Origin of the sequence: Bradyrhizobium lablabi, assembly GCF_018129385.1 — a bacterium.
GTDB lineage: Bacteria > Pseudomonadota > Alphaproteobacteria > Rhizobiales > Xanthobacteraceae > Bradyrhizobium > Bradyrhizobium lablabi_C.
Genome location: NZ_JAFCLN010000005.1, coordinates 143,889 through 169,409 on the forward strand (window position 1 = coordinate 143,889; position 25,521 = coordinate 169,409).

Below are 25,521 nucleotides of genomic sequence, written 5' to 3' on the forward strand. Positions count from 1 at the left end.
TTGCATTGACACGCCCGTGCTGACGGGTGATTCGGATTTTGTATGTCCTTTACGATTGCCATCATCGGCCGGCCCAATGTCGGAAAGTCGACGCTGTTCAATCGGCTGGTCGGGCAAAAACTCGCGCTGGTCGATGACGAGCCCGGCGTCACCCGCGACCGCCGCGAGGGCCAGGCGCGGCTTGGCGATCTCCGCTTCACCATCATCGATACCGCCGGCCTCGACGAGGGCACGAAGGGCTCGCTGACCGCGCGGATGCAGGAGCAGACCGAGACCGCAATCGAGCTTGCCGACGCCTTGATGTTCGTGATCGACGCGCGCGTCGGCTTGACCCCGAACGACCGCGCTTTTGCCGATTTCGCCCGCCGCGCCAACAAGCCGGTGGTGCTGGTCGCCAACAAGGCCGAAGGCAAGCACGGCGAGTTGGGCGCAATGGAATCCTACGCGCTTGGCCTGGGCGATCCCGTACAGATTTCCGCCGAGCATGGCGAGGGCATGGGCGAACTCTACGATGCGCTGGCCGCGCTGATGCCTGAGCCGGCCGAGGACGATGAAGAGGCCGAAGACGACGAGATCTCGGAAGAGGAGATTGCCACCCGGCCGATCCGCGTTGCGATCGTCGGCCGTCCCAATGCCGGCAAATCGACGCTGATCAATCACCTGCTGGGCGAGGAGCGGCTGTTGACCAGCCCTGAAGCCGGCACCACGCGCGATTCCATCGCGGTCGAGATCACCTGGCAGGGCCGCGATTTTCGCGTGTTCGATACCGCGGGCCTGCGGCGCCGCTCGCGGATCGAGGAAAAGCTGGAAAAGCTTTCGGTGGCGGACGCGCTGCGCGCAGTGCGCTTTGCCGAGGTCGTCGTGCTGATGATGCACGCGCAGAACAAGTTCGAGGAGCAGGACCTTCGCATCGCCGACCTGATCGAGCGCGAGGGCCGCGCGATCGTGCTGGCGGTCAACAAATGGGATCTGGTGGAGAAGAAGGGCGGGCTCATCTCCGGACTGCGCACCGACGCCGATCATTGGCTGCCCCAAGTCAAGGGCGCACCGATCGTGGCCGTATCCGGGCTGATGGGCGAGGGCATCGATCGCCTGATGACGGCGATCCAGGAGGCCTACGCCGTCTGGAACAAGCGCGTGCCGACGGCGGCCCTCAATCGCTGGTTCGAACAGGCAATCAGCGCCAATCCGCCGCCGGCGGTATCCGGGCGGCGGCTGAAGCTGAACTACATCACGCAGACCAAGGCGCGGCCGCCGAGCTTCGTGCTGTTCTGCTCGCGGGCTGACGCGGTGCCGCAATCCTATCTGCGCTATCTCACCAACTCGCTGCGCGAGGCGTTCGAGCTGCCCGGCACGCCCGTGCGCATTACCCTGCGCGAAAAAGCCAATCCGTTCGCGCACAAGCGCAAGCGCCCGTCATGAGCGAAAGCGAGCAGGCCAATCCCGTCGAGGCGGCGGCGCCACGCGGAGCGGCGGTCGTTTTCATCTTCATCACGATCCTGCTCGATACGCTGGCGCTCGGCCTGATCATTCCGGTCCTGCCAAAGCTGATCGAGAGCTTTGTCGACAACGACACCGCAAGCGCGGCGCGCATCTTTGGCCTGTTCGGCACCGCCTGGGCGCTGATGCAGTTTTTCTTTTCGCCGATCCTGGGCGCGCTGTCCGACCGCTTCGGGCGGCGGCCGGTGGTGCTGCTTTCCAACCTCGGCACGGCTCTGGACTATGTGCTGATGGCGCTGGCGCCTTCGCTCCTGTGGCTGTTCGTCGGACGCGTCATTTCCGGCATCACCACGGCGAGCATCTCCACTGCCTTTGCCTATATCGCCGATATCACGGCGCCCGCGCAGCGGGCAGCGGTGTTCGGCAAGATCGGTGTCGCGTTCGGTGCGGGGTTCATCCTCGGCCCGGCGCTCGGCGGCCTGCTCGGCGATTCTGATCCGCGGCTGCCGTTCTGGGTGGCGGCGGGTTTGAGCTTTGCCAACACGCTCTACGGCTTCTTCATCCTGCCGGAATCGCTGCCGAAAGAACGGCGTTCGGCGTGGCGCTGGAAAAGCGCCAATCCGGTCGGCGCGCTGCGTCTGCTTGCCTCCGACCGCATCCTCGCGGGATTGTCGCTGGCCAATTTCTTCGGGCAGCTTGCCCATGTGGTGCTGCCGTCGGTGTTCGTGCTGTATGCGAGCTATCGTTATGGCTGGGATGCAAAGACCGTCGGGCTCACGCTCGCGCTGGTCGGCATCTGCTCGATGGTGGTGCAGGGCGGGGCGATCGGGCCGATCGTGACGCGCTTCGGCGAGCGGCGCGCGCTCTTCCTGGGGCTCGCCTGCGGCGCGGCCGGCTTCTTCATCTATGCCGCGGCCCCGAGCGGCCCGTTGTTCTGGCTCGGCATACCCGTGATGTCGCTGTGGGGTGTGGCGGGCGCGGCCGTGCAGGCGATCATGACGCGGCTGGTTTCGCCGGAGCGGCAGGGCCAGTTGCAGGGCGCCACCAACAGCGTCAACAGCATGGCGCAACTGCTGGGGCCTTTCCTGTTCACGCTGTCGTTTGCCTATTTCATCGGCGAGACGGCGCCGTTCAAGCTGCCGGGTGCGCCATTCTTTCTGGCGTCGGTGCTCCTCGTGTTGGCGCTGCTTGTTTCGATGCGAACGCTCGCAGGAAGCCGTCACAACTAGCCGGCGGGTTCCATCGATGGAACGCGTATGAATATAAGTATTTTCCCCGTGCTCGTTTTAATTGTTTGGAAATCATATTTTCCGAATTTTCCCGTGAGCTTGCCGCGGACGATGTGCCCTTGAAGCAGCGTCGCTCCGCAGGTTGGTTCCGCAATTTCAACGCTCACCGAGCATCTGCATGACCCGCCAGGACGACAGCCACATCCGCCTCCAATTCAACCGCATCGACGACGCAACCGCCGCGGCCTTGCGAGAAGCCAGGTCATTCGTTCTTGAAAGGATGTCGGGGATACTCGACAATTTCTACAAGCATGTCGGACGCTTCCAGCAAACGTCGGCCTTCTTCAAGTCGGAGGCGAGCATGTGGCATGCCAAGGAGATGCAGCTCAAGCATTGGGGCATCATCCTCGAAGGCAACTTCAACGAAGCCTACATGACCTCGGTGACGCGGATCGGCGAGGTTCATAACACGCTTGGGCTCGAGCCTCGATGGTACATCGGCGGCTACAACGCCCTGATCTCGGATCTGATCAAGTGCATTGCACTGGATTATCCCGTCGGGCGCTTTCAGCGGAATGCGCAGCAAAAGAAAGCTGAAATCCAGGCGGCGGTCGTCAAGGCGGCCATGCTGGACATGGATCTCGCGATATCCGTCTATATCGAAGCGGGCCGTCGCGAGCGGCGCGCCGTCTTGGAGCGGCTCGCGGGCGAGTTCGAGGCCAAGGTAGGCGGTGTGGTCGGCGTCGTCGCTTCATCTGCAACGGAACTTCAGTCCGCGGCGAAGACCATGCGAGCGGCGACGAGTCAGACCACCGAGCGGTCCGACGCGGTGACGAGGGCGGCCGGAGAAGCGCTGGGCAGCGTCAATGCGGTGGCGTCCGCCGCCGAGGAGCTGAGCGGCTCGATCGCCGAAATCAGCCGGCGCGTTCAGGACTCCACGAACATCGCGAACAAGGCGGCCCAGGGCGCCGATGAGGCCGGCAAATCGATCGATCGCCTTTCGGAGGCTGCGCAAAAGATCGGCGCGATCGTCGACCTCATCACCAATATCGCGTCCCAGACCAACCTGCTTGCGCTCAATGCCACGATCGAGGCGGCGCGTGCGGGGGAGGCCGGTAGGGGGTTCGCGGTGGTCGCCTCGGAGGTGAAGGGCCTGGCAGAACAGACCGCAAAGGCCACTTCCGAGATCGCGACCCAGATCGGCGACATTCAGCAATCGACCTCGGATTCGGTTTTGACGATCCGCAGCGTCACCGACGTCATCCGGAACATGTCGGAAGTGTCGACGGCGATCGCCTCCGCAGTGGAAGAGCAGAATGCAGCGACCACGGAAATCTCGCGCAGCGCCCAGTCGGCCGCCGGCGGCACGACCGGCGTATCCACCAACATCAAAGGCGTGAGCGCCGCCGCGCAAGAGGCGGGAGCGACCGCTTCGAACGTGCTCTCGGCCGCCGGCGAGCTGTCGCGCCAGTCGGAGATGTTGCGCGCCGAGGTCGCACAGTTCCTCAAGACGGTGCGGGCGGCCTGATTCAGGGAAGAAGATGCGCGCGCGATCCGGGCTTGTTACCCATGATCGCGGCAATCTGCATGGCTTGATCACGATCGTGCCTATTCGAAACGCCTCCCGGCATCGCGCCTTGTTTGAGACCCCTCTGCCGGTTACACCGGCTGCGGAGTACAGCCGGAGGCGCCCATGCAGATCGACAATGTCGCCGACCTGATCGCGGAAACCCTGATCCAGGCCGGCGTGAAGCGCATGTTCGGCGTGGTCGGCGACAGCCTGAACGGCCTGACCGAAGCGCTGCGCAAGCGCAAGACGATCCAATGGGTGCATGTCCGCCATGAGGAGGTCGCTGCGTTTGCGGCGGCCGGCGAGTCGCAAGTCACCGGCCAGCTCGCGGTCTGCGCGGGATCGTGCGGGCCGGGCAATCTTCATCTGATCAACGGCCTGTTCGACGCCCATCGCAGCCGTACGCCGGTGCTGGCGATTGCGGCGCATATTCCTTCCGCCGAGATCGGCGGCGGTTATTTTCAGGAGACGCACCCGCAGGACCTGTTCCGGGAATGCAGCCACTATTGCGAGCTGGTTTCGGACCCTTCGCAACTGCCCTACATGCTGGAAAATGCGATCCGCGCTGCGGTCGGCCGTCGCGGCGTGGCGGTGCTGGTGCTCCCTGGCGACGTTGCGCTGAAGAAGGCACCTGGCCGGGGCATTTCGCCGAATGCCGGGCTGCTGCCGGCAGCGCCGGTGGTTGTACCGGCCGAGACCGAACTGGCCGCATTGGCCGCGCTGCTTAATGATGCGAGGCGCGTGACGCTGTTCTGCGGCCGTGGCTGCGCGGGCGCCCATGCCGGCCTGATGCGACTGGCGGAGAAGCTCAAGAGCCCGATCGTGCATGCGCTCGGCGGCAAGGAGCATGTCGAGTTCGACAATCCCTACGACGTCGGCATGACCGGCTTCATCGGCTTCTCGTCGGGCTACGCCGCCATGCACGCCTGCGACGTGCTGCTGATGCTCGGGACGGATTTTCCCTACAAGCAGTTTTTCCCGAGCGACGCCAAAATCGCGCAGGTCGATATTCGTCCCGAGAATGTCGGCCGCCGCTGCAAGCTCGATCTCGGCCTTGTCGGCGATGTCGGCGCCACGATCGAGGCGTTGCTGCCGAAACTGACCGGCAAGAGCGATAGCAAGCATCTCGATGCCGCCGTGGCGCATTACAAGAAGGCGCGCGCCGGGCTCGACGAATTGGCGCGCGGCACCCCCGGCAACAAGCCGATCCATCCGCAATATCTGGCGCGGCTGCTCAGCGAGAAGGCGTCCGACGATGCGGTCTTCACCGCCGATGTCGGCACGCCGACGGTCTGGGCCGCGCGCTATCTCACGATGAACGGCCGCCGTCGCCTGCTGGGCTCATGGGTGCACGGCTCGATGGCCAACGCCATGGCGCATGCGATCGGCGCGCAGGCGGCCCAGCCGAAGCGGCAGGTGGTGTCGATGTCGGGCGACGGCGGTTTTGCCATGCTGATGGGCGACCTCATCACGCTGAAGCAGATGAAGCTGCCGGTGAAGGTGGTGATCTTCAACAACGGCGTGCTCGGCTTCGTCGCGCTCGAGATGAAGGCGGCCGGATTGGTCGAGACCGGCGTCGATCTGGAAAACCCGGATTTTGCCGCGATGGCCCGTGCCATGGGCATTCACGGGGTCAGGGTCGACGATCCCGGCGCCCTGCCGAAGGCGATCGGCGAGGTCTTTGCCCATGACGGGCCGGCGGTGCTCGACGTCGTGACCGCCAAGCAGGAATTGTCGATGCCGCCGACGATCACCGCCGAACAGGTCAAGGGCTTTAGCCTGTGGATCCTGCGGGCCGTGATGAGCGGCCGCGGCGACGAGGTTCTCGATCTCGCCAAGACCAACCTGCTTTCGCGCTGAGAACCCGGCGGGCCTGACTACGCCTCGCTCGCGGCGGGCGATTGCGGCGCGCCGGGGCCGGGATGGGTGTGAACCTGCTTCGCAGAGAGCGGCTCACCGCATTCGGAGCAGATCATCACCGGATCGAAAAAATTTCCGCAATTCTTGTGCTGATGGAGCAGGGGCCTGCCACGCTCGTCGACCATGTGGGTGTCGCCCCAATGCACGATCGACATCACGATCGGATATAGATCGAGCCCGCGCTGCGTGAGGATGTATTCGTAGCGCGCCGGACGATCCTGGTACTTCACCTTCCGCAACACGCCGAACTTCACGAATTTCTTGAGCCGGTCCGCGAGCAGGTGCCGCGTGATCGACAGCCGCGACTGGAATTCCTCGAAGCGGCGGACGCGCAGGAAACATTCGCGCAGCACCAGCAGGCTCCAGCGGTCGCCGATCACCGCAACGGTCCGCGCCAGCGAGCATTGCTCGTCCTCAAGGGTGTCCCATCTCATCTCAACTCTCCGCGAGCCTCATCCCGCCAACCAATACGACATAACATATTGCATTCCAAATAGGAATTAACACGGGATGCAAAACCGACCAATGTTCGACACGTGCTTGTGCAAGCGCTACGATTGACAGTTCTTTTTTAGAACGATATCGTCCCCTCAATGCCGATGTCCATTCGGCTCACACGACGGGGATGCGCATGGCCGCTGATGCAGGTCTCAAGGTTCAATTCCTGTTCGATTTCGGAAGCCCGAACGCCTATCTCGCGGCAAAGGTCATTCCGGAGGTGGAGAAGCGGACCGGAGTTCGTTTCGACCACGTGCCGGTGCTGCTCGGCGGCATCTACAAGCTGACGGGCAATTCTTCGCCCGCCGACTATCTCAAGGGCATCAAGAACAAGCGCGAGCAGATGGGCCGGGAGACCGAGCGCTTCATCCGCAAGCACGGCATCACGACCTTCCGCAACAATCCGTTCTTTCCCGTCAACACGCTGCAATTGATGCGTGGCGCGGTTGCCGCGCAGGCCGAGGGGCTGTTCTGGCCGTACTTCCACGCCGTCTATCATCACATGTGGGAAGAGCCGAAGAAGATGGACGACCCCGCGGTGATGATATCTGCGTTGCAGGCGTCCGGCATCGACGCGGCGCGGATCGCAGCGAAATCGCAGGAGCCCGCGATCAAGGGCCGGCTGGTGCAGCTCACGGAAGATGCGGTCGCGCGCGGCGCCTTCGGCTCGCCGACCTTCTTCGTCGGCGGCGAGATGTTCTTCGGCAAGGATCAGCTTCGCGACGTCGAGGAGGAAATTCTGGCGCAATTGCCCGCACGGGGCGGGCGCGAAGCGATGCGGGCGGGCGCCGCGTCCTGATCTTCGGGCTGCTCGTTCGGAGGAGCCGCATCAGCAGCAAAACAAAGAAGGGCGAATGGCTCATTGGCGAGGGAGGGAATGATGCAGTCGAATATCGACAGCTTTGGCAGGGACGACTTGCTCCGTGATCAGCCGTCGCGGGTGCACGAAGTCTACGCGCGCTTTGTGAAGGAGATGCCGGATCATCCCGCCTTTGTGGAAGGCGACCGCGTCTGGAGCTATCGCGAATTCTCGCAAGCGGTGGACGCTGCAAGCTTCGACCTTGCGCGCCTTGGCGTCCGGCCGGGCGACCGGCTGATGGTGGCGAGCGAGAACAGCGTAGCGCTGGGCGCAATGCTGTTTGCAGCCAGCAAGCTCGACGCCTGGGGCATTGCCACCAACCCGCGGCTGTCGGCGCGTGAACTCGACCTGATCGCCGAACACAGTGGCGCGCGCAGGATTTTGATCAATGCCGGCCTCTCGCAGGAAGCCGAAGGTCATGCCGAGCGCCTCGGCGCGAAAGCGGGATCGGTGGGCCCGTTCACCGTCGCGATCGGTCCGCTGAACGAGGCCGCACAGCCGGAGCCGGTGAGCGCCGACCGGGCCAAGCAGGTCGCAGGGCTGATGTACACCTCCGGTACGACCGGCACGCCGAAGGGCGTGATGCTGACCCATCAGAACCTGCTGGTGGCCGCCAGGACCTCGGGCCTATTGCGGCGAACCGGCCCGGCCGACCGGGTCTACGGCGTGCTGCCGATGTCGCACATCGTGGGCTACACGGTGCTTCTGATTGCAACACTCATGCACGGGGCGACGCTGCATGTCGTGCCGAAGGCCGACCCGGCGGCGCTGGCGCGGGCGATTGCCAATGACGGGATCACGACGGTGTTCGGCGTTCCCGCGACCTACCAGCGCCTGCTCGAATACAAGACGGTGCAGGGGCTGCAAAAGCTCGCGCGCGGCAATTTGCGCCTGATGAACGTTGCCGGCGCGCCGCTCGATCTCGTGTTGAAAGGACGCATCGAGGCCGAGTTCGGCATTCCTCTGCTCAATAACTACGGCATCACCGAATGCTCGCCCGGCCTTTCGGGTGTGCGCGAGAATGAACTGGCGAACGACGATACGGTCGGACGCTTCCTCCCCGGCATCGAGCATCGCATCGTCGATCTGAAGGGCGCCAGGCTTGGGCCGGGCGAGGTCGGTGAACTGCACGTCCGCGGCCTTAACGTCATGCTCGGCTATTACCGGGCGCCGGATCTGACGGCCGCCGCGATCGACAAGGATGGCTGGTTCAATACCGGCGACCTCGTGCGCGTGAATGAGGCCGGCGAACTCTACATCGTCGGCCGCACCAAGGAGCTCATCATCCGCTCCGGCTTCAACGTGTATCCGGCCGAAGTCGAAGGTGTGCTCAACTCCCATGGGCTGGTGGTGCAATCCGCCGTGGTCGGCCGCCCGGTCGCAGGCAACGAGGAGGTCGTCGCCTTCGTGCAGCTTCTTCCGGGAGCCAAGGTGACGGCGGCAGAGCTGCAAGCCTACGCCGCGCGGCAGCTCACCTCGTACAAGCGGCCGAGCGAGATCGTGATCCTGGAGGCGCTGCCGGCGGCATCTACGGGCAAGATCCTCAAGAACAAACTCAAGGAAACCGCCATCGCGCGCGGGACCGCCGCTGCAAGATCAACAGCCGCCGGCTGACCGGATCTGGCGGCCGCCGGTTCGTCAAGTGCCAAGGAGAACAGCATGACCAAGCGAAACGCGACCGCGGCCGTGATCGGGGCGGGCGACTTTATCGGCGGCGAGATCGCGAAGAAGTTTGCGGCGGAGGGATTTTCGATTTTTGCCGGCCGGCGCAATGGCGAAAAGCTGGCGCCGCTGGTCAAGGACGTCGAAGCCGCGGGCGGCGAGATCCATGCCCGCTCGCTCGATGCGCGCAAGGAGGAGGAGATCATCTCGTTCCTCAACGACGCCGACAAGCATGCGCCGCTGGAAGTGTGCATCTTCAACATCGGCGCCAACGTCAATTTTCCGATCCTCGACACCACCGAGCGCGTGTTCCGCAAGGTGTGGGAAATGGCCTGCTATTCCGGCTTCCTCGCCGGCCGCGAGGCTACCCGACTGATGTTGCCGCGCGGGCAGGGCAACATCTTCTTCACGGGTGCCACGGCCAGCCTGCGCGGCGGTCCGGGTTTTGCCGCCTTCGCCAGCGCCAAATTCGGGCTGCGTGCCGTGGCGCAGGCGATGGCGCGTGAGCTGGGGCCGAAGAACATCCATGTCGCCCACCTCATCATCGATTCCGGCGTCAACACCGAGTGGGTGCGCCAGCGCCGGCTCGAGGCGCTCGGGCCCGATGCGCTGAACGATCCGGATGCGCTGATGCCGCCGGCTTCCGTGGCCGAGGCGTATTGGCAGCTCTATCAGCAGCCGCGCAGCGCCTGGACGTTCGAACTGGAAATCCGCCCGTTCAAGGAAAAGTGGTGAACACAACAACGGGCGGCTCGATCAAACAGGGAGGGAAAAACCATGCTGGGAAGAAGAGCTGCGGTCATCGCAGCGGCGATGGCCTTCGCGGTCGCTGCGGCGCATGCGCAAACCGTGGGTGTTACCGAATCGGAAATCAGGATCGGCGCGACGTTTCCGTTCAGCGGGCCGGCCTCGCCCCTGAGCAATACCGGCAAGGGGCTGATCGCTTATATCAATTCCGTCAACGAGCGCGGCGGGGTCAACGGGCGGAAGATCAACCTGATCACTTATGACGATGCCTATAGTTCGCCGAAGACAGTCGAGCAGATCAGAAAACTGGTCGAGAGCGATGAAGTCGCGTTCCTGTTCAGTCCGCTCGGCACGCCCGGCATCAGCGCCACCATCAAATATGTCAATGCGAAGAAGATACCGCATCTCTTCGTGGTGAGCGGCGCCACCAAGTTCACGAACTTCGCCGAATTCCCCATGACCACCACGGGACTGGCCAGCTACAACACCGAGGGGCGGATCTATGCGAGGTACATCGCCCAGGCGCGACCGAACGCAAAGATTGCGATCCTGCACCAGAACGATGACCTCGGCAGGGACTTCGTCGTCGCCTTCAAGGATTACCTGAAAGACGATTTCGACAAGAAGGTCGTCGCTTCTTCCTATGAAGTGAGCGAGCCGACGATCGAGTCCCATGTGGTCTCGCTGAAGTCGTCGGGTGCGGAGGCGTTTCTGTTCGCCGGCACGCCGAAATTCGCCGCGCAAGCGATCAAGAAGGCCGATGAGATCGGCTGGAAGCCGCTATTCCTGATCAATCTGGTGTCGACCTCGGTGTCGTCGACCATCGTGCCGGCCGGGCCGGAAAAGGCGGTGGGCATCATCGCCGCGACGATGTTCAAGGACCCCGGCGATAAGAAGTGGGCCGACGATCCCGGCATGAAGTGGTACCGCGAACATTTCGCAAAATACCTGCCGAGTGCCGACATCGGCGATGCCAATTATCTGTTCGGCACCCAGCAGGGGCAAATCCTGGAGCAGGTGCTCAAGCAGAGCGGCAACGATCTCTCGCGCGAGAACATTCTCAAGCAGGCGCGGAGCATAAAGGGGCTAGCGCTTCCAACCCTGATACCGGGGACGATCAACACGGGTGCGGACAGCAGCATGGCCTATACGCAGCTTCAGTTGCAGCGGTGGACCGGCAGCTCATGGGAGCTGTTCGGAGAGGTGCTGAGCGCCGATCTGAAGTGAGGATTGATCGCGCGTGAAAAAGTCCCGGCCAGATGTCTTGTCTGGCCGGGACAACAACTTCGAGATCCCCGGGGTTCGCTTGGCACCCCGGGATATCAGCTACGCGGTCACTTCTTCAAAAGCGGGCAGTCGCTGGACTCCAGCGGCTTGGCCGCGTCTTCCGGCGAGATGGTGGCGATCAGCTTGTAATAGTCCCACGGTCCCTTCGATTCAGCGGGCTTCTTCACCTCGAACAGATAGGCCGGGATCAGGCGGCGGCCGTCGGCGCGCAGCGGGCCCTTGCCGAACAGCGGATCGTCGGTCGGCAGTTCCTTCATCTTGGCGACGACCTTGGCGCCGTCATGCGGATTGCCGCCGAGCGCTTCCAGCGCCTTCAGATAATGCAGGATCATGGCGTAGTTGCCGGCCTGGGTCATCGATGGCATCGCGTTCTTGCTGGCGAGCTGCGAGAACCGCTTCGACCACTCACGGGTCTTGTCGTTCAGATCCCAGTAGAAGGATTCCGTGAAGGTCAGGCCCTGCGCGGTCTTGAGGCCAAGCGCATGGACGTCGTTGATGAAGAGCAGCAGCGCGGCAAGCTTCTGACCGCCGGCAACGATGCCGAATTCGGCCGCCTGCTTGATCGAGTTGGTGGTGTCGCCGCCGGCATTGGCGAGGCCGATGACCTTGGCCTTGGAGGCCTGCGCCTGGAGCAGGAAGGACGAGAAGTCGGCGGTGTTGATCGGTGCCTTGACGCCGCCGAGCACCTTGCCGCCATTGGCGGTGACGACCGCGGAGGTATCGCGCTCGAGCGCATGGCCGAAGGCGTAGTCGGCGGTGAGGAAGAACCAGCTATCGCCGCCGGCCTTGGTCAGCGCCTTGCCGGTGCCGTTGGCCAGCATGTAGGTGTCGTAGGTGAAGGAGACTGTGTTCGGCGTGCAGGCCTTGCCGGTGAGGTCGGCGGTCGCGGCACCCGAATTGAGAAGGATGATGTTCTTTTCCTTCGCGAGGTTGTTGATGGCGAGCGCGACGCCGGAGTTCGGCGTATCGGCGATCGCATCGACCTTCTCGGTATCGATCCATTGCCGGGCGATGTTGACGCCGACGTCCGGCTTGTTCTGGTGATCGCCGCTCAGCACGTCGATCTTCCAGCCCTTCTTGGTGAGGCCGGAATCCTCGATCGCCATCTTGACCGCGACCACGGAGTTGGGGCCGCCAATGTCGGCGTAAAGGCTCGACATGTCGTTGAGAACGCCGATCTTGACGGTCTTGTCCTGGGCGAGCGCCGGGCCGGCAAGGCCAACGCCGGCAAGCATGATCAGTGCGGTGGAATACCGCGCAAGTTTATTGGTCATTGTTCTTCCTCCATAAGTTGATGCCGGGTGGCTTCCTGCGAAGCCTTGCCCGGCATTCCCTCGGATTGTTCCTGCCCGAAACCGTTATTGCAATGCGCCTATCGTAGCGCGTCCGACGTCAGTTTGAACTTCTGGATGCGCTTTCCGGTATCGACCTCGGCGGTATAGACGTTGCCCTTGGCGTCGATCGCCATGGCGTGGATCCAGTGGAACTGGCCGGCATTGCGGCCGCCCCGTCCAAAGCTGCCCACCACGGTACCGTCGTCGCGCTTGAGCACACGGATTTCGTTGTTCTCGCCGTCGGCGGTCAAAAGATAGCTTTGCTTCGGATCAGGCCAGATCGCGATGTCCCAGACCGCACCGTTGCCGAGCGTGTTCTTCTCGAAGAACCACTCCTTCACGAAGGTGCCGTCCTTGCGAAACACCTGAATGCGGTTGTTGATGCGGTCGCAGACATAGACGAGGCCGTCATTGCTGAGCTTCACGCAATGGACGGGGTTGGCGAATTGCTGCGGGGGCGGCGCCTTGGGATCGTAGGGCGGCTGCTTGTCGTCGTTCGGCTTGTTGCCATAGGCGCCCCAGTGCCGCTTGTAGGCGCCTGTGGTGGCATCGAACACAATGACACGGCGATTGCCATAACCGTCGGCGACATAGATTTCGTTGGCTTCCTTGTCGAGCGCGGTCTCGGCGGGCTTGCCGAGCTGGGTGGTGTCATTGCTGCCCTTGCTCGGCGCGATCTTGCCGATCTGGATCACGAATTTGCCGTCGAGGGTGAATTTCAGGATGGCGTTGTCGTTGTCGGCATTGCCGCCGACCCAGACAAATCCCTTCTCGTCGACCTCAATGCCGTGCTCGCGGCCGACCCATTCATAGCCTTCGCCCGGGCCGCCCCATGAGCGAAGCAGATTGCCGTCGGCATCGAACTCCAGCACCGGCGGCGCCGATACGCAGCATTTCGAGCGCGGCGGATTGAGCGTTGCGCCCTTCTCGTCATCGGTCAGCGATTTCGGACGATGGATCACCCAGATGTGGCCCTGCCAGTCGACGGTGATGCCGCCGACCTGGCCGAGGATCCAGTTGTTCGGCAGCGGTTTTGGCCAGGAGGCATCCACGGCGAAGGTCGGGATGTCGCCGGCGTGCACGGACGCGGTCAGCGCGCAAACGCTGACCAGCGCGAGGCCGACCAATGCGATGGTGGATTTGGTGAAGCGTGCAGCCGCTGTGAGGCGCGCGCGGCGGACGGAAATCATGGCTTCCTCCCTTGATCTGCTGCGGTTGGTCCGCAGTCGAGGGGAAGTCAACCGATCGGCGAGGAAGGTGTCAATTGCAGCCGGAGCTACGCAGGTGCGCGAAAACTCAGCAGCGTGCGGCTCTTGTAATCGTAAAGTTTTCCGGTCTCGGTCCACTCGGGCGAACACATTGGCACGATGAACTCGGCCGGCTTGTCCGGTGTCTCCAGGTCCATCGGGTCTTCGCCGGGAAAGACGATGGCGCGCATGCGGGTGCGGATCGGGCCCGGGCTGAACAGATTGACCCGCAGCGGCGTCGTGGCGGTTTCGTTGGCCCACACGCGCACCAGCGTTTCAAGCGCAGCCTTTGAAGCAGCGTAGGGGCCGAGATAGGCGTTGGCCTTGCTGGCGGCCCCTGAGGTGATGAACACCGCGCGGCCCGCGTCGGATTGTTTCAGCAGCGGCTCCATGCAGCGGATGAGCTGAAAATTTGCGGTCACGTTGACCGCGAACGCATCGGTCCAGGATTTCAGCTCGATGTGGCCGAGCGGCGAGGAAGGGCCGGGCACGCCGGCATTGCCGACGAGGATGTCGAGCTTGCCGTGGCGTTCGTGAAGGGCCGCGCCAAGGCGCGCGATGCCGTCGGTGTCGGTGAGGCTGAGCGGCACCAAGGTGGCGCTGCCGCCGCCCTTGCGGATCTCATCGTCGAGCTCTTCCAGTCCGCCTTGCGTGCGCGCCACCGCCACGACATGCGCGCCGGCCTGTGCGAGCGCGAGCGCGGTGGCATAGCCGATGCCGCGCGAGGCGCCGGTGACGAGAGCGATGCGGTTGGCGAGGGGTTTTGTCATTTCAGATCAATCCACGTCTTGGCGGGGGTATTACAGACGTGGATGGCCGGGACAAGCCCGGCCATGACGGAATTCTTGCTCTTGCAGCGTTAGCTGTTGCCGCCCGAGTGCATATTGTCGCTATTGGTTCCGTTCCCCGACCGGTCGGGTGTCACCTTCATGCCCTGCCTGAAGGCAAAGACCATGAATCCAACCAAAAGCACTCCGCAGAAAATGCCAATGGTTAGCTGCATCGTCGTAGCGTCAGCTCGCTTCCGCCAGCAGCGAGAGCTGGCGCGGCTGTGGCTCGGTTTCGCTCTGGTCCGTGAGGTGGGTCGGATAGTCGCCGGTGAAGCAGTGATCCGAAAACTTCGGGTTGGCCGGGTCGCGGCCGGGATAGCCCATGGCGCGATACATGCCGTCGATCGACAGGAACGCGAGCGAGTCCGCGCCGATGATCTCGCGCATCTGCTCCAGCGAATGGGTGGCCGCCAAGAGGCCGCCGCGGTCAGGCAGGTCAATGCCGTAATAGTCGGGATAGAGGATCGGCGGCGAGGCGAGGCGGAAATGCACCTCGCGGGCGCCGGCATCGCGCATCATGCGCACGATCTTCTTCGAGGTGGTGCCGCGCACCAGCGAGTCGTCGATCAGGATGATGCGCTTGCCTTCGATCGCGGCGCGGTTGGCCGAATGCTTCATGCGCACGCCAAGCTCGCGCACGCTCTGGGTCGGCTGGATGAAGGTGCGGCCGACATAGTGATTGCGGATGATGCCGAGCTCGAACGGTACGCCGGAATGCTGGGCATAGCCGACTGCGGCCGGCACGCCGGAATCGGGCACCGGCACCACGACGTCGACTTGCACATGGCTTTCGCGGGCGAGCTGCGCGCCAAAAGCCTTGCGGACGTCATAGACCGAGCGGCCGCCGACAATGGAGTCCGGCCGCGAGAAATAGATGTATTCGAAGATGCAGGGCCGCGGCGGCCTGTGCGGGAACGGCTTATGGCTGTGCGCGCCGTTTTCGTCGAATACGATGATCTCGCCCGGCTCGATATCGCGGACATATTTGGCGCCGATCATGTCGAGCGCGCAGGTTTCCGAGGTGAGGATCGGGCGGCCGTCGAGATCGCCGAGCACCAGCGGGCGGATGCCGAGCGGATCGCGGGCGCCGACCAGCTTCTTGTTGGTCAGCGACACCAGTGAGTAGGCGCCTTCGATGGTGCGCAGCGCCTCGATGAAGCGGTCGATGAAATGGTTGCGCTTGGACTGGGCGACCAGATGCAGGATCACCTCGGTGTCGGTGGTGGACTGCATCATCGCGCCGTTCTTGACGAGCTCGCGGCGCAGCGTCAGCCCGTTGGTGAGGTTGCCGTTGTGGCCGACCGCAAAGCCGCCGGCATTGAGCTCGGCGAACAGCGGCTGCACGTTGCGCAAAATGGTGGCGCCTGTCGTGGAGTAGCGGACGTGGCCGACGGCGGTAGAGCCGGGCAGGCGTTCGATCACCTCGCGGCGGGAGAAGGTGTCGCCGACCAGGCCAAGGCGGCGTTCACTGTGGAAGCGGCTGCCGTCGAAGGTGACGATGCCGGCGGCTTCCTGGCCGCGGTGCTGAAGGGCGTGCAGTCCGAGTGCGGTGATGGCGGCGGCCTCCGGGTGGCCGAAGATGCCGAACACCCCGCATTCCTCGCGGAGCGTGTCGCCTTCCAGATCGTCCTGCAATTCGATGGACTCGTAGCCCTGATCAAGTCGCTCGGCGGGATCGGAAGGATGTTGCATCTGGTCCATCGCCTCTCTCAGTTTTGGCCCAATTTGCTTGCCCAACTCACTTGGCCGCGGGTTTCTCGATCAGCTTTTTAAGGCTGTCGCGGGCAGGTTTACTGTAGCCATCGCCAGTACCCGGCTGAGCCGGTTCGGCGTCAGTTTGATCATCTTCAGGTTTATTCTTCTTGAACCGCTTTAAGATGGTGTTCTCGGGGTCGTCAGGCAAGAGCGACATCAGCCAATCGCCGGTTCCCTGTAGCACCACTTTCGACTTGGCTCCCGTGATCCAGTCCGGCCGCTGCTTGTCCGGGACCAGCCAGGAGAAGAACAGGAAGGCTACGACTACGATCAGCAGGCCACGGGCCAGGCCAAACAGGAAGCCCAGCGTGCGGTCCAGCGCCCCGATCCGGGAATCCAGGATCATGTCGGATATCCGCACCGTGATCACGGAGACCACGATCAGGGTGCCGATGAAGGTGCCGGCCACCACCACGACGGCGGCCACCGTGTCGTTGTTGAAATAGGTCTTTGCGGTCGGCAGCAGTTTCGAGAAGGCGTACAGCGTTACCAGCGCTGCCGCGCCCCAGGCCGCGATCGACAGGATTTCGCGCATAAAACCGCGAACCATCGCAAGCAGGCCCGAAATCAGCATTACCGCGAGCAGGACGAGATCGAGGATGGTAATCGGCATCGGCTGGTCAGGTCCGCTCGTACATCAAGCTTGCGAATCGGCGTTTCGGTCGCCCCCCAAAGTGGGGTTCATCCCGTGCGTCCGGCAAGGCCGGAAATCGCGCTATCCCGCGCGGGCGATGTATAGCGGCGGGGTCCCGTAAGGTCACGCCGCTTTAGCCGTTTTCTCGACGGAATCGGGCCGGTGTGGCATTTTTCTCAGCCGTTCCATCGCGATTTTCGCGGTGATTTCCGTCCCGATTTCCTCTTGGATTGCCGCGGGCGGCGATTTCCGCCACCAGCGTGGTTAATCCTCCCACGGAATTGAGCGAGAGCCCGGCATCGCCACTGGGCTCGCCGCGCGCCGATTCGGGCAGCACGGCGCGGCCGAAACCGAGCTTGGCCGCCTCCTTCAGCCGGGCCGAGGTCTGCGCCACCGGCCGGACCGCGCCGGAAAGCGAAATCTCGCCGAAATAGACCGCATCAGTCGGCAGCGGCGCGTTCACCAGGGAGGACACCAGCGCGGCGGCGGCGGCAAGGTCCGCGGCCGGCTCGTTGATGCGCAGGCCGCCGGCGACATTCAGATACACGTCGTGGCCCGACAGCTTGACGCCGCAATGGGCCTCCAGCACGGCCAGCACCATCGACAGCCGGCTCGGGTCCCAGCCGACCACGGCGCGGCGGGGCGTGCCGAGCGAGGTCGGCGCCACCAGCGCCTGCAATTCCACCAGCACCGGTCGGGTGCCTTCGATGCCGGCAAACACGGCGGTGCCGGGGCTGCCGAGATCGCGTTCGGACAAGAATAGCTCGGAGGGGTTGGAAACCTCGCGCAGGCCAAGGCCGGTCATCTCGAACACGCCGATCTCGTCGGTCGGCCCGAACCTGTTCTTCACCGCGCGCAAAATGCGGAACTGCTGCGAGCCTTCGCCCTCGAAGGAGAGCACGGCATCGACCATGTGTTCGACCACGCGCGGGCCGGCGATCTGGCCGTCTTTCGTCACGTGCCCGACCAAGATGATGGCCGCGCCGGACTTTTTCGCAAAGCGAATGAGCGCCTGTGCGGAAGCGCGAACCTGCGTGACGGTGCCGGGCGCCGACTCGACCGTATCGGTCCACATGGTCTGGATCGAGTCGATCACGATCAGGCGGGGGACTGCGCCCTCGGACAGCGTCGAGACGATGTCTTCCACGGAAGTCTCGGCCGCAAGCTGCACCGGCGCATCCGCAAGGCCGAGCCGCTCGGCGCGCAGCCGCACCTGCGCCACCGCTTCTTCGCCGGAGATGTAGACCGCGCGATGCCCGGCGCGGGCGAGCATGCTGGTCGCCTGCGTCAGCAGCGTCGATTTTCCGATGCCGGGATCGCCGCCGACCAGCAGCACCGAGCCGCGGACAAAACCGCCGCCGGTGACGCGGTCGAGCTCGGTCATGCCCGAGGACAGGCGAGGGGCGTCCTGGCTCTTGCCGGTAAGGCTCTCCAGCGCAAACGTCCGCCCCTTGCGCTTGGAGCGGATCGACACCGGCATCGAGGTCGCGCCTGATGTGTCCTCCTCCGCCAGCGTATTCCACTCGCCGCAGGAATCGCACTTGCCCTGCCAGCGGTTATACGCCGCGCCGCAGTTCTGGCAGACAAAGGAGAGGGAGGATTTGGCCATGCTTACGGCTCTAACGCCTAGTAGTGTATTAGCCGCAAGCACCCCAAGTTGTAGCGGCTTGATGTTCTTACTTTGTTCTATAGCCTTCTTTTTCGCCCCCGTCAAAGGACGGACGGCAAGTCGGCAGAATCTTTTGTAAGCACTCTTCGTTACCTTGAAGAGCAGGTAGTTGGCGAGAACTCGAATGGCAGAAACATCAATTGAGTGGACCGATGCGACTTGGAATCCGGTAGCTGGCTGCACCGTGCTTACGGCCGGCTGCACCAATTGTTACGCCATGCGCATGGCCGCCCGACTAGAGGCTATGGGTACAGAGAAATATCGTGGCCTTACGAGGAAGAGCGGAAAACGTGCCGTCTGGACCGGTAAAATTCGTCTGGATCAAGCATCGCTCGACGCGCCAAGAAAGTGGTCGAAACCTCGCAAGGTCTTCGTTAATTCAATGTCCGACCTTTTTCACGATGATGTCCCGATTGAGTTCATCACCAAGGTTTGGGATGTCATGGCAGACACTCCCCGACATACCTATCAAATTCTCACGAAGCGTCCTGAACGCATGGCTCGGGTGCTATCGCAACAACCATTTAGGGTGCTCCAGAACGTCTGGCTTGGAACCAGTGTTGAAGACGGGCGTGTTCTGAGCCGCTTGGACGCCCTTCGAGCAGTGCCGGCGGCAATCCGTTTCGTTTCACTTGAGCCGCTAATCGGATCAGTCGCAGAGGGCAATCTGACTGGGATCCATTGGGCGATAGTCGGTGGCGAGAGCGGGCCGCGCGCCCGAGAGATGAAGCCTGAGTGGGTCGACGAGATAGAGGCGATGTGTCGAACGACCGGAACGGCTTTTTTCTTCAAACAGTGGGGTGGGAAGAACAAGAAGGCGGCCGGCCGTGAACTCAACGGTCGGACCTATGATGAGATGCCCGCCTTAAGGATGTGATTGCCAATCTTCCGGGCTAATCCGATCGCTGCCGGTTTGCGGCTCGAGATACAAAAGAAAAGCGAAAATCGTTGCGGCCGCTCATGCAGGGGTAGCGGTAGCGGGTCGAGCACTGCGCCGAAAATAGTTTCGAGCCTGGCCTTGGCGTAGGCTTCAAGTGCAGTGACATCTGCGTCGCGTCTCATGGACGGATCGCTTCCACCAAATAAATCATTCACTGGTGTGGCTTTGTAGAGTTCTCGCTCCCAAGCGTCGGTGCCTAGCATTCGAGTAAGAGCGGCTCGTTTATCTTCGTCGAGCGCGTCGTGATCGCGAGTAGCCTGTCGGTAGAACCCCGCAAGCGAGAAAAGATACCAGACATCGATAGCGCCAGTTCGGGCGATTGTCTCCAATGTGGACCAATCCACTTCCATGCCGTAGGGATCAAGAAAGATGACGGCTCTGGTAGACGTCCAATTGTTGGCAGCGATCAACGATTTGAGACCGTCATTGGCATCATTTTTGACGACAACGATGCGGCGATCGGGGTGGTTTGCCCGCAGTTCTTCCAAAGCCCGCACATAGGACGGCTTGTTTTCGATGAAAACCAGGAAGTCGAAGCGAGGGTATACGTCAATTGCAATCTTAGCGGATCCGCGTCGGCGTTCGATACGTTCAGGCTCTCCCTCGCTTATAAGGCTAGGCGGCACCGCTTGATGGCGGATGGTCCGATATCCGGTGCCAGCAAAACCATCAATGTACCAAAGCTCACGAAATTTACCGCGCAGAGCAGTAGTGAAAAATTTCAGATACTTTTCGATGATCGAGAGCTTGAGCTCTGTGTGTTGGTCGCCAAACTCGTGATCGACCATCCGAGAGGACTCCCTGCGAAATTGATTGAATAAATTTTGAATGGTTATTGTCCAATGTAGCCTACAACCTCCGGTGTTTTCAACTATCCACGAATCCAGTGCGCGAGCAAGCCTGCTAACTTGCGAAAGGATTTCTAGTGACGCGACCGCTTACTCGGACGGTCAAAATGAGTTGCCCGCGCGCGTCCATATGCCGAGCGGCTGCTCCAGCCCGCGGATAGCCTGCGGCGGCTGCGCGACCAGGCAGGCGAAATCGCCATCGGAGCTTCCGGTTTCCGCGCGCGCCTGACGCACGAGGTCATCGCTGGCAATCATGGCGCATCCGAATTCGCGGGTCAGCGCTTCGAGGCGGCTTGCCGCGTTGACCGTGGTGCCGATCACGGCGAATTCCAGCCGGTTCTGGCCGATATCGCCGAGCACGACCTCGCCGTAATGCAAGCCGAGGCCGATCCGGATCGGCGGCTCGCCGCGCGGCTTGCGCTCGCGGTTCAATTCGTCGATCGCACCGAGCATGGCTTGCGCGCAGCGCAACGCATTGCCGGCGTCGGAATGGCTGGGGAAGGGCGTGCCGAACGTCGCCATCAGTCCGTCGCCGAGATATTTGTCGAGCGTGCCGCCATGCCGGAAGATCTCGCGCTCCATTCGTTCGTGGAACGACCGCAGCGTCCTGATCACCTCAGTCGGGCTGCGGCCGTCGGCATAGGCGGTGAAGCCGACGATGTCGACGAACAGCACCGCTACGCTCTCGGTGCGGACCTGCTTGAGCGGCTCGTCGTTCTTTGAGAGTTGCTCGACGACGTTGGGGGAGAAGTAGCGCGCCAGATTGGAGCGCTCGCGTTCGATGCCGGCGTGGCTGACCAGCAGCGCGTTGGAGCGGCGCACCGCGACCGCAAGCGTCACCGCGACGATGACGAAGACGAGGACCTCCTGAAATCGCGCCGGGATATTGATCGCGGTGGGGTCGATCAGCGCGAACATTCTGGCATCGGAGCCGACGGCAGCATGCACCCGTTCGGCCAGCGCGGCGTAGCTGTCGGCATGAAACCAGGCCCAGCCGACGCCGAAGGCCCACAGGCCCGCGACCCACGTGCCCATCGCGATCACCGTGCGCCAGGAATAGGCGAGCGTCGCAGTGCCCAGCAGCACGAAGAAGTAGATGAATGTGTTGAAGCGGAATTGCATTCCGATCGGCCAGTCTCCGGGAGCCCAGGGATTGGGCACCACGGCGATAAAGGTCATCAAGGCCAGATCGCAAAACATCAGGAAAAGCTCGGGCCGGGATACGCCGGCTTTTCCGACCTTGAGCTGAGCCCAGCCGATCGCTGCAAAGAGCCCGGTCGAGGCGATGTAATAGAGGACATCCCAATGTGGGTTCATGAACGGCAGCGTCACGGCGATTACCGCAAGCGCGACCCAGCGCGCGCGAACGGCCAGCCACAGGCCTTCGCGCTTGCTTTGCGCGAGCGCTGCCTCGGCAAATTTCTGGACGTCTTGCTGGACGTCGGCTCGCCCGTTCGTGCGACCGTCGAAAACGGGCAAGGCGCCAGGTTCAGCCAATACGCTCAAGACGACCCCTCCTTCACACGGGAAGCCCGGCTCATCCGATGAGCCGTGAAGGTACGGGTATATCTCAAGTACGGCGCGAGATCAGGCCGCCAAAGCACCCACAATGAACTGGATCGGAACGCACGCGACTAATCGCGTGACTGGGTCAAAGGAGCCGGAAAATGACGGTCAGAACATCGTTGGTCGGACTGCTCCTTGTCTGCGCTATCGGCATCTGCTGCATGGACGCGGCCGCCGCGCAACCGCCGCGTCCACCCGCCGGTTACGAGATCAGTCCGGAGCACACCAAAACGACGCCGGATGGCACGGTCGCGATCGAGCAATATTTGAACCAGGAGACCGACGACTGGAAATGGCTGTTCTGGGCGCGCCGGCAAGACGTATTCACGCTGCTTGATAAGGAGCCGGCCGGCTATCCCGCTGACTTCATCTTCACCAACGATCTGAAATGGATCGTTCGCGTCCAGAAGATCGGCTCGGGCACCTCGACGCTCTATCTGTACCGCCTCACGCCGCAAGGCTACGTCGCCGCGAGCGGGAAGCCGCTCGGCGATCTGGCGTGGGACTACATGAAGACCCGGCCCGACTGGCGAAAGATCGTGAAGGCGCCGGAATATCACGACTCGGCGTTTCTGCTCAAAGGGCTTGAAGAGAGCTATCGCGGGCTCGGCGTCGATTGGCCGGCGAACCGCTATCTTGTGATCGCCCTGTCGGGCGATGCCGACGTCAGGGGTCGCAAGCCCATGCAGACCGGCGTGGTGAACGGCTGGCGCTGTAGATATGACCTGCTGACCGGCAAGTTCGACGTGCCGGCGCCTTTTTCCAAGGGCAATGCGAAAGCCGTCGTCCCCGAGTGAGCGCGCTTGTGCCCCGCGCCGGGCATTGCTCTTCGTCAGACTCTGAAATTTTAGAACGCGGCTGATCGCGGCAGCGTTCGAAAATTGCAAATTTCGCGCACGTGAACAAAACAGTTTGACGCGCCGAACGTTCTCTGCGCTTAGATTCCCCCATTCATCGCGGGTAAAACTGCCCGCACTCTTGAGGACCACGATGCGCAACGCTCGCACACTCGTCGCAGAGACTGCCGACCGCGTCCGGCCGCCGCTTATTCGGCTGGCCGATTGGTCGTGCATGTCCGTGAGGGCGTCGGGTCCGAATTTTCAGCTCGAAGTCGGGCTGATCCGCAAAGCAAGAGTGTAACTTCCGGCGCAGGGCCGCTCCCTCCGCCGAAACGGCAGGAGGGCAAGATGTACGCCCGCAACGATTTCAACAGACCATTCTATCCGAACCCGAACGCGCGGTTCGTGCTGGCGGCAGTTCAACAGCGCTTCGCCGCGTGGGTCGATTTGTTCGTGGCCCGGTGGCTCGAGCGCCGCGCCGCCAATGCCAAGGCCGCGCAACGCTGGTTCGAGAACGATCCAAACGTGGACAAGGCTCCGTGACGGGGCGGCATGATCGTCAAGTATGGAGGGAGGCTGCTCAGGTGGCCTCTCTCTGCGACACCGGCTTTGGAATAGGCGGATTCTACGAGGTCATCGCCGTCCACAGCAGCGAGACCCCCGCCGCAATCATGATGCCGTCCATCACGAGCCGAAACACGTCCGGCTCGAGCTTCAGCACAAAACGCTTTGCGATGAAGGCGCCGAACATCAGCGATGAGCCGGCGATCAGGCCCTTGATCGCGATGTCTGGCGTGAGTGCGCCAAAGCGCTCGAAGGTCACCGATTTGCTCACATAAAGCCCGAGCGAGCTTGCCGCTTCCGTGGCGAGGAACGCGCCCCTGGTCAGGCCGTAGAACAGGAACAGCGGCACGTTTAACGGCCCGGTCGAAACCACGATGCCGGTGAGATAGCCGATCAGCGCGCCGCCGATTGCGAGGTGCCAGAGATTGGCTTTCAGGTCGTGGCGGGCGAGCCAATGCCGCACCGGCACCATCGCGATCAGGAACAGGCCGATCGCGATATCGACGGCATGCGAGGGCAGCGCCAGCAGGGTGCGCGCGCCGAGCGCGGCGGCGGGGATTCCAGGAATAGAGTAGGCGGCGCAGGCGCGCCAATCGACTTCGCGCCACCAGGCGAGGATGCGCGACAGGTTCGCCATCACGGCGGCGACCGCCATGATCGGCACGGCCTCCTTCGGGCCGTATTGATAGACCAGGACCGGCATCAGCATGATCGACGAGCCGGTGCCGACGATGCCGGAGATGGTGCCGGCGAGAAGGCCGACAATGAGGACGAAGAGGAAGCCCATGGGCGCGCGACTCGGGGATAGTCGTTCAGTGTGGCCCCTCGGCTTGAGGCGATGCAAGCGCCGCTGATCGCGAGACCAATGACCGCTGCTGACATCATGCTGTCAGCAGGGCCGCGCTAATGCTCGGCGAGCCAGACACGAAGGAGTTGCGCGTGACGATCAAGGGAAGCTGCCACTGCGGCAATACGAAATTCGAGGTGGAGGCGGCGCCGTCGGATGTCACGCGCTGCACCTGTTCGTTCTGCTCCAAGCGCGGCGGGCTGTGGGCTTACTACAAGCCCGCGCAGTTCCGCCTGACGTCGCCGCCGGAAAATGTCGCGACCTACCAATGGCAGACCCGCACCGTGAAGCATCATTTCTGCGCCAATTGCGGCTGCGGGACCTTCGGCGAGTCGCCGGACTGGTCGACGGGGCAGCCCGACTTCGACAATCCCAAGATCGCCGTCAACGCGCGGCTGTTCGACGATTTCGATCTCGACGCAGTGCCGGTGACTGTCATCGACGGCAAGAATTTGTGGTGAAGCGCTACTTCAACACCACCCATGCCGGGGCGTGGTCGCTGGCGCCTTCCTCGGCGCGGATGCTTTTGTCGATACCGGCCTTTTGCAGGCGCGGGGCAATCGCCGGGCTGAGCAGGAGATGATCGAGCCGCAGTCCCGCGTCGCGCGGCCAGCGGTTTCGCTTGTAGTCCCAGAACGAGTAGATGCGCTCTTCCGGATGCAGTTCGCGGATGGCATCGGTCCAGCCTTGCGCGACCAGCGATCTAAACGCTGCGCGGCTCTTGGGCTGGATCAGCGCATCCTTGTCCCACGACCTGGTCGGATAGATATCGATCTCGGTCGGCGCGACGTTGTAGTCGCCGGCCAGCACCACGGGGACATCCTGCTTCAAAAGTTTTGCGGCGTGAGTACGCAGCCGCTTGAGCCAGTCGAGCTTATAATCGAATTTCGGTCCCGGCTGCGGATTGCCGTTCGGCAGATAGATGCTGGTGACGATCACGCCGTTGACTGCGGTTTCGATATAGCGCGCTTCGTGATCGGCGGCATCGCCGGGCAGGCGGTCGCGGATCAGCACCGGCTCGGCCTTGCGCGCGAGGATCGCCACGCCGTTCCAGGTCTTTTGCCCGCGCCACACCGCGCCGTAACCGGCCTTTTCGATCGCGGCGATCGGAAACTCGGCGTCGCTGGCCTTCAATTCCTGCAACGCCACCGCGTCGGGTTTTGCCGCCTTCAGCCAGCGCAACAGGTTCGGCAGCCGCCGATTGATGTTGTTGATGTTGAAGGTCGCGACCTTCAT

23 protein-coding genes are annotated in these 25,521 nt (G+C 62.9%); 12 read left to right on the plus strand and 11 right to left on the minus strand.

The window, feature by feature from the left end; genetic code table 11:
* Positions 1-42: 42 nt before the first annotated feature.
* The 4 genes from der to poxB all read left to right on the plus strand — a co-directional run bounded on the left by der (position 43) and on the right by poxB (position 6,099).
* On the plus strand, positions 43-1,422 hold the full coding sequence (gene der / locus JQ628_RS12640) for a ribosome biogenesis GTPase Der (RefSeq protein WP_212222893.1): 1,380 nt from the start codon (positions 43-45) through the stop codon (positions 1,420-1,422).
* Positions 1,419-2,669, plus strand: a complete 1,251-nt coding sequence (locus tag JQ628_RS12645) for a TCR/Tet family MFS transporter (protein WP_212222894.1) — start codon at positions 1,419-1,421, stop codon at positions 2,667-2,669. Before der ends, JQ628_RS12645 begins: the two co-directional genes overlap by 4 nt.
* A gap of 178 nt (positions 2,670-2,847) precedes the next feature.
* The gene (locus JQ628_RS12650; RefSeq protein ID WP_212222895.1) at positions 2,848-4,197 is read left to right on the plus strand and encodes a globin-coupled sensor protein; all 1,350 of its coding nucleotides are present in this window, start codon (positions 2,848-2,850) and stop codon (positions 4,195-4,197) included.
* Positions 4,198-4,362: 165 nt separating this feature from the next.
* Positions 4,363-6,099 carry a ubiquinone-dependent pyruvate dehydrogenase gene (gene poxB, locus JQ628_RS12655; protein ID WP_212222896.1) on the plus strand — a complete coding sequence of 579 codons (1,737 nt, stop codon included), beginning with the start codon at positions 4,363-4,365 and terminating at the stop codon, positions 6,097-6,099.
* 17 nt (positions 6,100-6,116) lie between these two features.
* Here the strand turns inward: poxB and JQ628_RS12660 are convergent, their stop codons facing one another.
* The gene (locus JQ628_RS12660; RefSeq protein ID WP_212222897.1) at positions 6,117-6,593 is read right to left on the minus strand and encodes a winged helix-turn-helix transcriptional regulator; all 477 of its coding nucleotides are present in this window, start codon (positions 6,591-6,593) and stop codon (positions 6,117-6,119) included.
* Positions 6,594-6,790: 197 nt separating this feature from the next.
* On the opposite strand from JQ628_RS12660, the gene JQ628_RS12665 reads away from it, so the two are divergent.
* The 4 genes from JQ628_RS12665 (at position 6,791) to JQ628_RS12680 (ending at position 11,152) form a co-directional block, all read left to right on the plus strand.
* Positions 6,791-7,456, plus strand: a complete 666-nt coding sequence (locus tag JQ628_RS12665; RefSeq protein WP_212222898.1) for a 2-hydroxychromene-2-carboxylate isomerase — start codon at positions 6,791-6,793, stop codon at positions 7,454-7,456.
* A gap of 81 nt (positions 7,457-7,537) precedes the next feature.
* Positions 7,538-9,130: a class I adenylate-forming enzyme family protein gene (locus tag JQ628_RS12670; protein ID WP_349628057.1), complete on the plus strand. Its 1,593-nt coding sequence runs from the start codon at positions 7,538-7,540 to the stop codon at positions 9,128-9,130.
* A gap of 45 nt (positions 9,131-9,175) precedes the next feature.
* Positions 9,176-9,913, plus strand: a complete 738-nt coding sequence (locus tag JQ628_RS12675; protein ID WP_212222900.1) for an SDR family oxidoreductase — start codon at positions 9,176-9,178, stop codon at positions 9,911-9,913.
* Between the two features lie 42 nt (positions 9,914-9,955).
* Positions 9,956-11,152, plus strand: coding sequence for an ABC transporter substrate-binding protein (locus JQ628_RS12680; RefSeq protein WP_212222901.1), 1,197 nt, complete (start codon positions 9,956-9,958; stop codon positions 11,150-11,152).
* Positions 11,153-11,259: 107 nt separating this feature from the next.
* Here the strand turns inward: JQ628_RS12680 and JQ628_RS12685 are convergent, their stop codons facing one another.
* From JQ628_RS12685 to radA, 6 genes are all read right to left on the minus strand, one after another.
* A complete protein-coding gene (locus JQ628_RS12685) occupies positions 11,260-12,486 on the minus strand; it encodes an ABC transporter substrate-binding protein (RefSeq protein ID WP_212222902.1) in 1,227 nt (408 codons plus the stop codon).
* A gap of 98 nt (positions 12,487-12,584) precedes the next feature.
* Complete coding sequence (locus JQ628_RS12690; protein ID WP_249127824.1) at positions 12,585-13,736, minus strand: hypothetical protein; 1,152 nt, start codon at positions 13,734-13,736, stop codon at positions 12,585-12,587.
* Positions 13,737-13,822: 86 nt separating this feature from the next.
* On the minus strand, positions 13,823-14,563 hold the full coding sequence (locus JQ628_RS12695) for an SDR family NAD(P)-dependent oxidoreductase (protein ID WP_212222903.1): 741 nt from the start codon (positions 14,561-14,563) through the stop codon (positions 13,823-13,825).
* A 243-nt stretch (positions 14,564-14,806) separates the two neighbouring features.
* On the minus strand, positions 14,807-16,315 hold the full coding sequence (gene purF, locus JQ628_RS12700; protein ID WP_212223152.1) for an amidophosphoribosyltransferase: 1,509 nt from the start codon (positions 16,313-16,315) through the stop codon (positions 14,807-14,809).
* 46 nt (positions 16,316-16,361) lie between these two features.
* Complete coding sequence (locus tag JQ628_RS12705) at positions 16,362-16,991, minus strand: CvpA family protein (protein WP_212222904.1); 630 nt, start codon at positions 16,989-16,991, stop codon at positions 16,362-16,364.
* 154 nt (positions 16,992-17,145) lie between these two features.
* Complete coding sequence (gene radA, locus JQ628_RS12710; protein ID WP_212222905.1) at positions 17,146-18,621, minus strand: DNA repair protein RadA; 1,476 nt, start codon at positions 18,619-18,621, stop codon at positions 17,146-17,148.
* A gap of 184 nt (positions 18,622-18,805) precedes the next feature.
* Between radA and JQ628_RS12715 the strand changes: the two genes are divergently transcribed.
* Positions 18,806-19,558, plus strand: coding sequence for a DUF5131 family protein (locus tag JQ628_RS12715; protein ID WP_212222906.1), 753 nt, complete (start codon positions 18,806-18,808; stop codon positions 19,556-19,558).
* Here JQ628_RS12715 and tcmP read toward each other — a convergent pair.
* Positions 19,528-20,409 carry a three-Cys-motif partner protein TcmP gene (gene tcmP, locus JQ628_RS12720; protein ID WP_212222907.1) on the minus strand — a complete coding sequence of 294 codons (882 nt, stop codon included), beginning with the start codon at positions 20,407-20,409 and terminating at the stop codon, positions 19,528-19,530. The genes JQ628_RS12715 and tcmP overlap by 31 nt on opposite strands.
* A gap of 162 nt (positions 20,410-20,571) precedes the next feature.
* Positions 20,572-21,975, minus strand: coding sequence for an adenylate/guanylate cyclase domain-containing protein (locus JQ628_RS12725; RefSeq protein WP_212222908.1), 1,404 nt, complete (start codon positions 21,973-21,975; stop codon positions 20,572-20,574).
* 161 nt (positions 21,976-22,136) lie between these two features.
* Between JQ628_RS12725 and JQ628_RS12730 the strand changes: the two genes are divergently transcribed.
* Complete coding sequence (locus JQ628_RS12730; protein WP_249127825.1) at positions 22,137-22,832, plus strand: hypothetical protein; 696 nt, start codon at positions 22,137-22,139, stop codon at positions 22,830-22,832.
* Between the two features lie 390 nt (positions 22,833-23,222).
* Entirely contained in the window at positions 23,223-23,417 is a 195-nt protein-coding gene (locus JQ628_RS12735; protein WP_212222909.1) for a hypothetical protein, read from the plus strand.
* Between the two features lie 82 nt (positions 23,418-23,499).
* Here the strand turns inward: JQ628_RS12735 and JQ628_RS12740 are convergent, their stop codons facing one another.
* The gene (locus JQ628_RS12740; RefSeq protein WP_212222910.1) at positions 23,500-24,225 is read right to left on the minus strand and encodes a sulfite exporter TauE/SafE family protein; all 726 of its coding nucleotides are present in this window, start codon (positions 24,223-24,225) and stop codon (positions 23,500-23,502) included.
* 152 nt (positions 24,226-24,377) lie between these two features.
* Between JQ628_RS12740 and JQ628_RS12745 the strand changes: the two genes are divergently transcribed.
* Positions 24,378-24,746: a GFA family protein gene (locus JQ628_RS12745; RefSeq protein ID WP_212222911.1), complete on the plus strand. Its 369-nt coding sequence runs from the start codon at positions 24,378-24,380 to the stop codon at positions 24,744-24,746.
* Positions 24,747-24,750: 4 nt separating this feature from the next.
* On the opposite strand, the gene JQ628_RS12750 is transcribed toward JQ628_RS12745, so the two are convergent.
* The gene (locus JQ628_RS12750) at positions 24,751-25,521 is read right to left on the minus strand and encodes an exodeoxyribonuclease III (protein WP_212222912.1); all 771 of its coding nucleotides are present in this window, start codon (positions 25,519-25,521) and stop codon (positions 24,751-24,753) included.

Coding starts and splice junctions, on each gene's coding strand:
- JQ628_RS12680 (WP_212222901.1), top strand. CDS start 9,956: ATGCTGGGAAGAAGAGCTGCGGTCATCGCAGCGGCGATGGCCTTCGCG.
- JQ628_RS12730 (WP_249127825.1), top strand. CDS start 22,137: ATGACGGTCAGAACATCGTTGGTCGGACTGCTCCTTGTCTGCGCTATC.
- JQ628_RS12660 (WP_212222897.1), bottom strand. CDS start 6,593: ATGAGATGGGACACCCTTGAGGACGAGCAATGCTCGCTGGCGCGGACC.
- JQ628_RS12715 (WP_212222906.1), top strand. CDS start 18,806: ATGGCAGAAACATCAATTGAGTGGACCGATGCGACTTGGAATCCGGTA.
- radA (WP_212222905.1), bottom strand. CDS start 18,621: ATGGCCAAATCCTCCCTCTCCTTTGTCTGCCAGAACTGCGGCGCGGCG.
- poxB (WP_212222896.1), top strand. CDS start 4,363: ATGCAGATCGACAATGTCGCCGACCTGATCGCGGAAACCCTGATCCAG.
- JQ628_RS12665 (WP_212222898.1), top strand. CDS start 6,791: ATGGCCGCTGATGCAGGTCTCAAGGTTCAATTCCTGTTCGATTTCGGA.
- JQ628_RS12670 (WP_349628057.1), top strand. CDS start 7,538: ATGCAGTCGAATATCGACAGCTTTGGCAGGGACGACTTGCTCCGTGAT.
- JQ628_RS12650 (WP_212222895.1), top strand. CDS start 2,848: ATGACCCGCCAGGACGACAGCCACATCCGCCTCCAATTCAACCGCATC.
- JQ628_RS12750 (WP_212222912.1), bottom strand. CDS start 25,521: ATGAAGGTCGCGACCTTCAACATCAACAACATCAATCGGCGGCTGCCG.
- JQ628_RS12695 (WP_212222903.1), bottom strand. CDS start 14,563: ATGACAAAACCCCTCGCCAACCGCATCGCTCTCGTCACCGGCGCCTCG.
- JQ628_RS12685 (WP_212222902.1), bottom strand. CDS start 12,486: ATGACCAATAAACTTGCGCGGTATTCCACCGCACTGATCATGCTTGCC.
- JQ628_RS12735 (WP_212222909.1), top strand. CDS start 23,223: ATGTACGCCCGCAACGATTTCAACAGACCATTCTATCCGAACCCGAAC.
- JQ628_RS12690 (WP_249127824.1), bottom strand. CDS start 13,736: ATGATTTCCGTCCGCCGCGCGCGCCTCACAGCGGCTGCACGCTTCACC.
- JQ628_RS12705 (WP_212222904.1), bottom strand. CDS start 16,991: ATGCCGATTACCATCCTCGATCTCGTCCTGCTCGCGGTAATGCTGATT.
- JQ628_RS12675 (WP_212222900.1), top strand. CDS start 9,176: ATGACCAAGCGAAACGCGACCGCGGCCGTGATCGGGGCGGGCGACTTT.
- JQ628_RS12740 (WP_212222910.1), bottom strand. CDS start 24,225: ATGGGCTTCCTCTTCGTCCTCATTGTCGGCCTTCTCGCCGGCACCATC.
- tcmP (WP_212222907.1), bottom strand. CDS start 20,409: ATGGTCGATCACGAGTTTGGCGACCAACACACAGAGCTCAAGCTCTCG.
- der (WP_212222893.1), top strand. CDS start 43: ATGTCCTTTACGATTGCCATCATCGGCCGGCCCAATGTCGGAAAGTCG.
- purF (WP_212223152.1), bottom strand. CDS start 16,315: ATGCAACATCCTTCCGATCCCGCCGAGCGACTTGATCAGGGCTACGAG.
- JQ628_RS12645 (WP_212222894.1), top strand. CDS start 1,419: ATGAGCGAAAGCGAGCAGGCCAATCCCGTCGAGGCGGCGGCGCCACGC.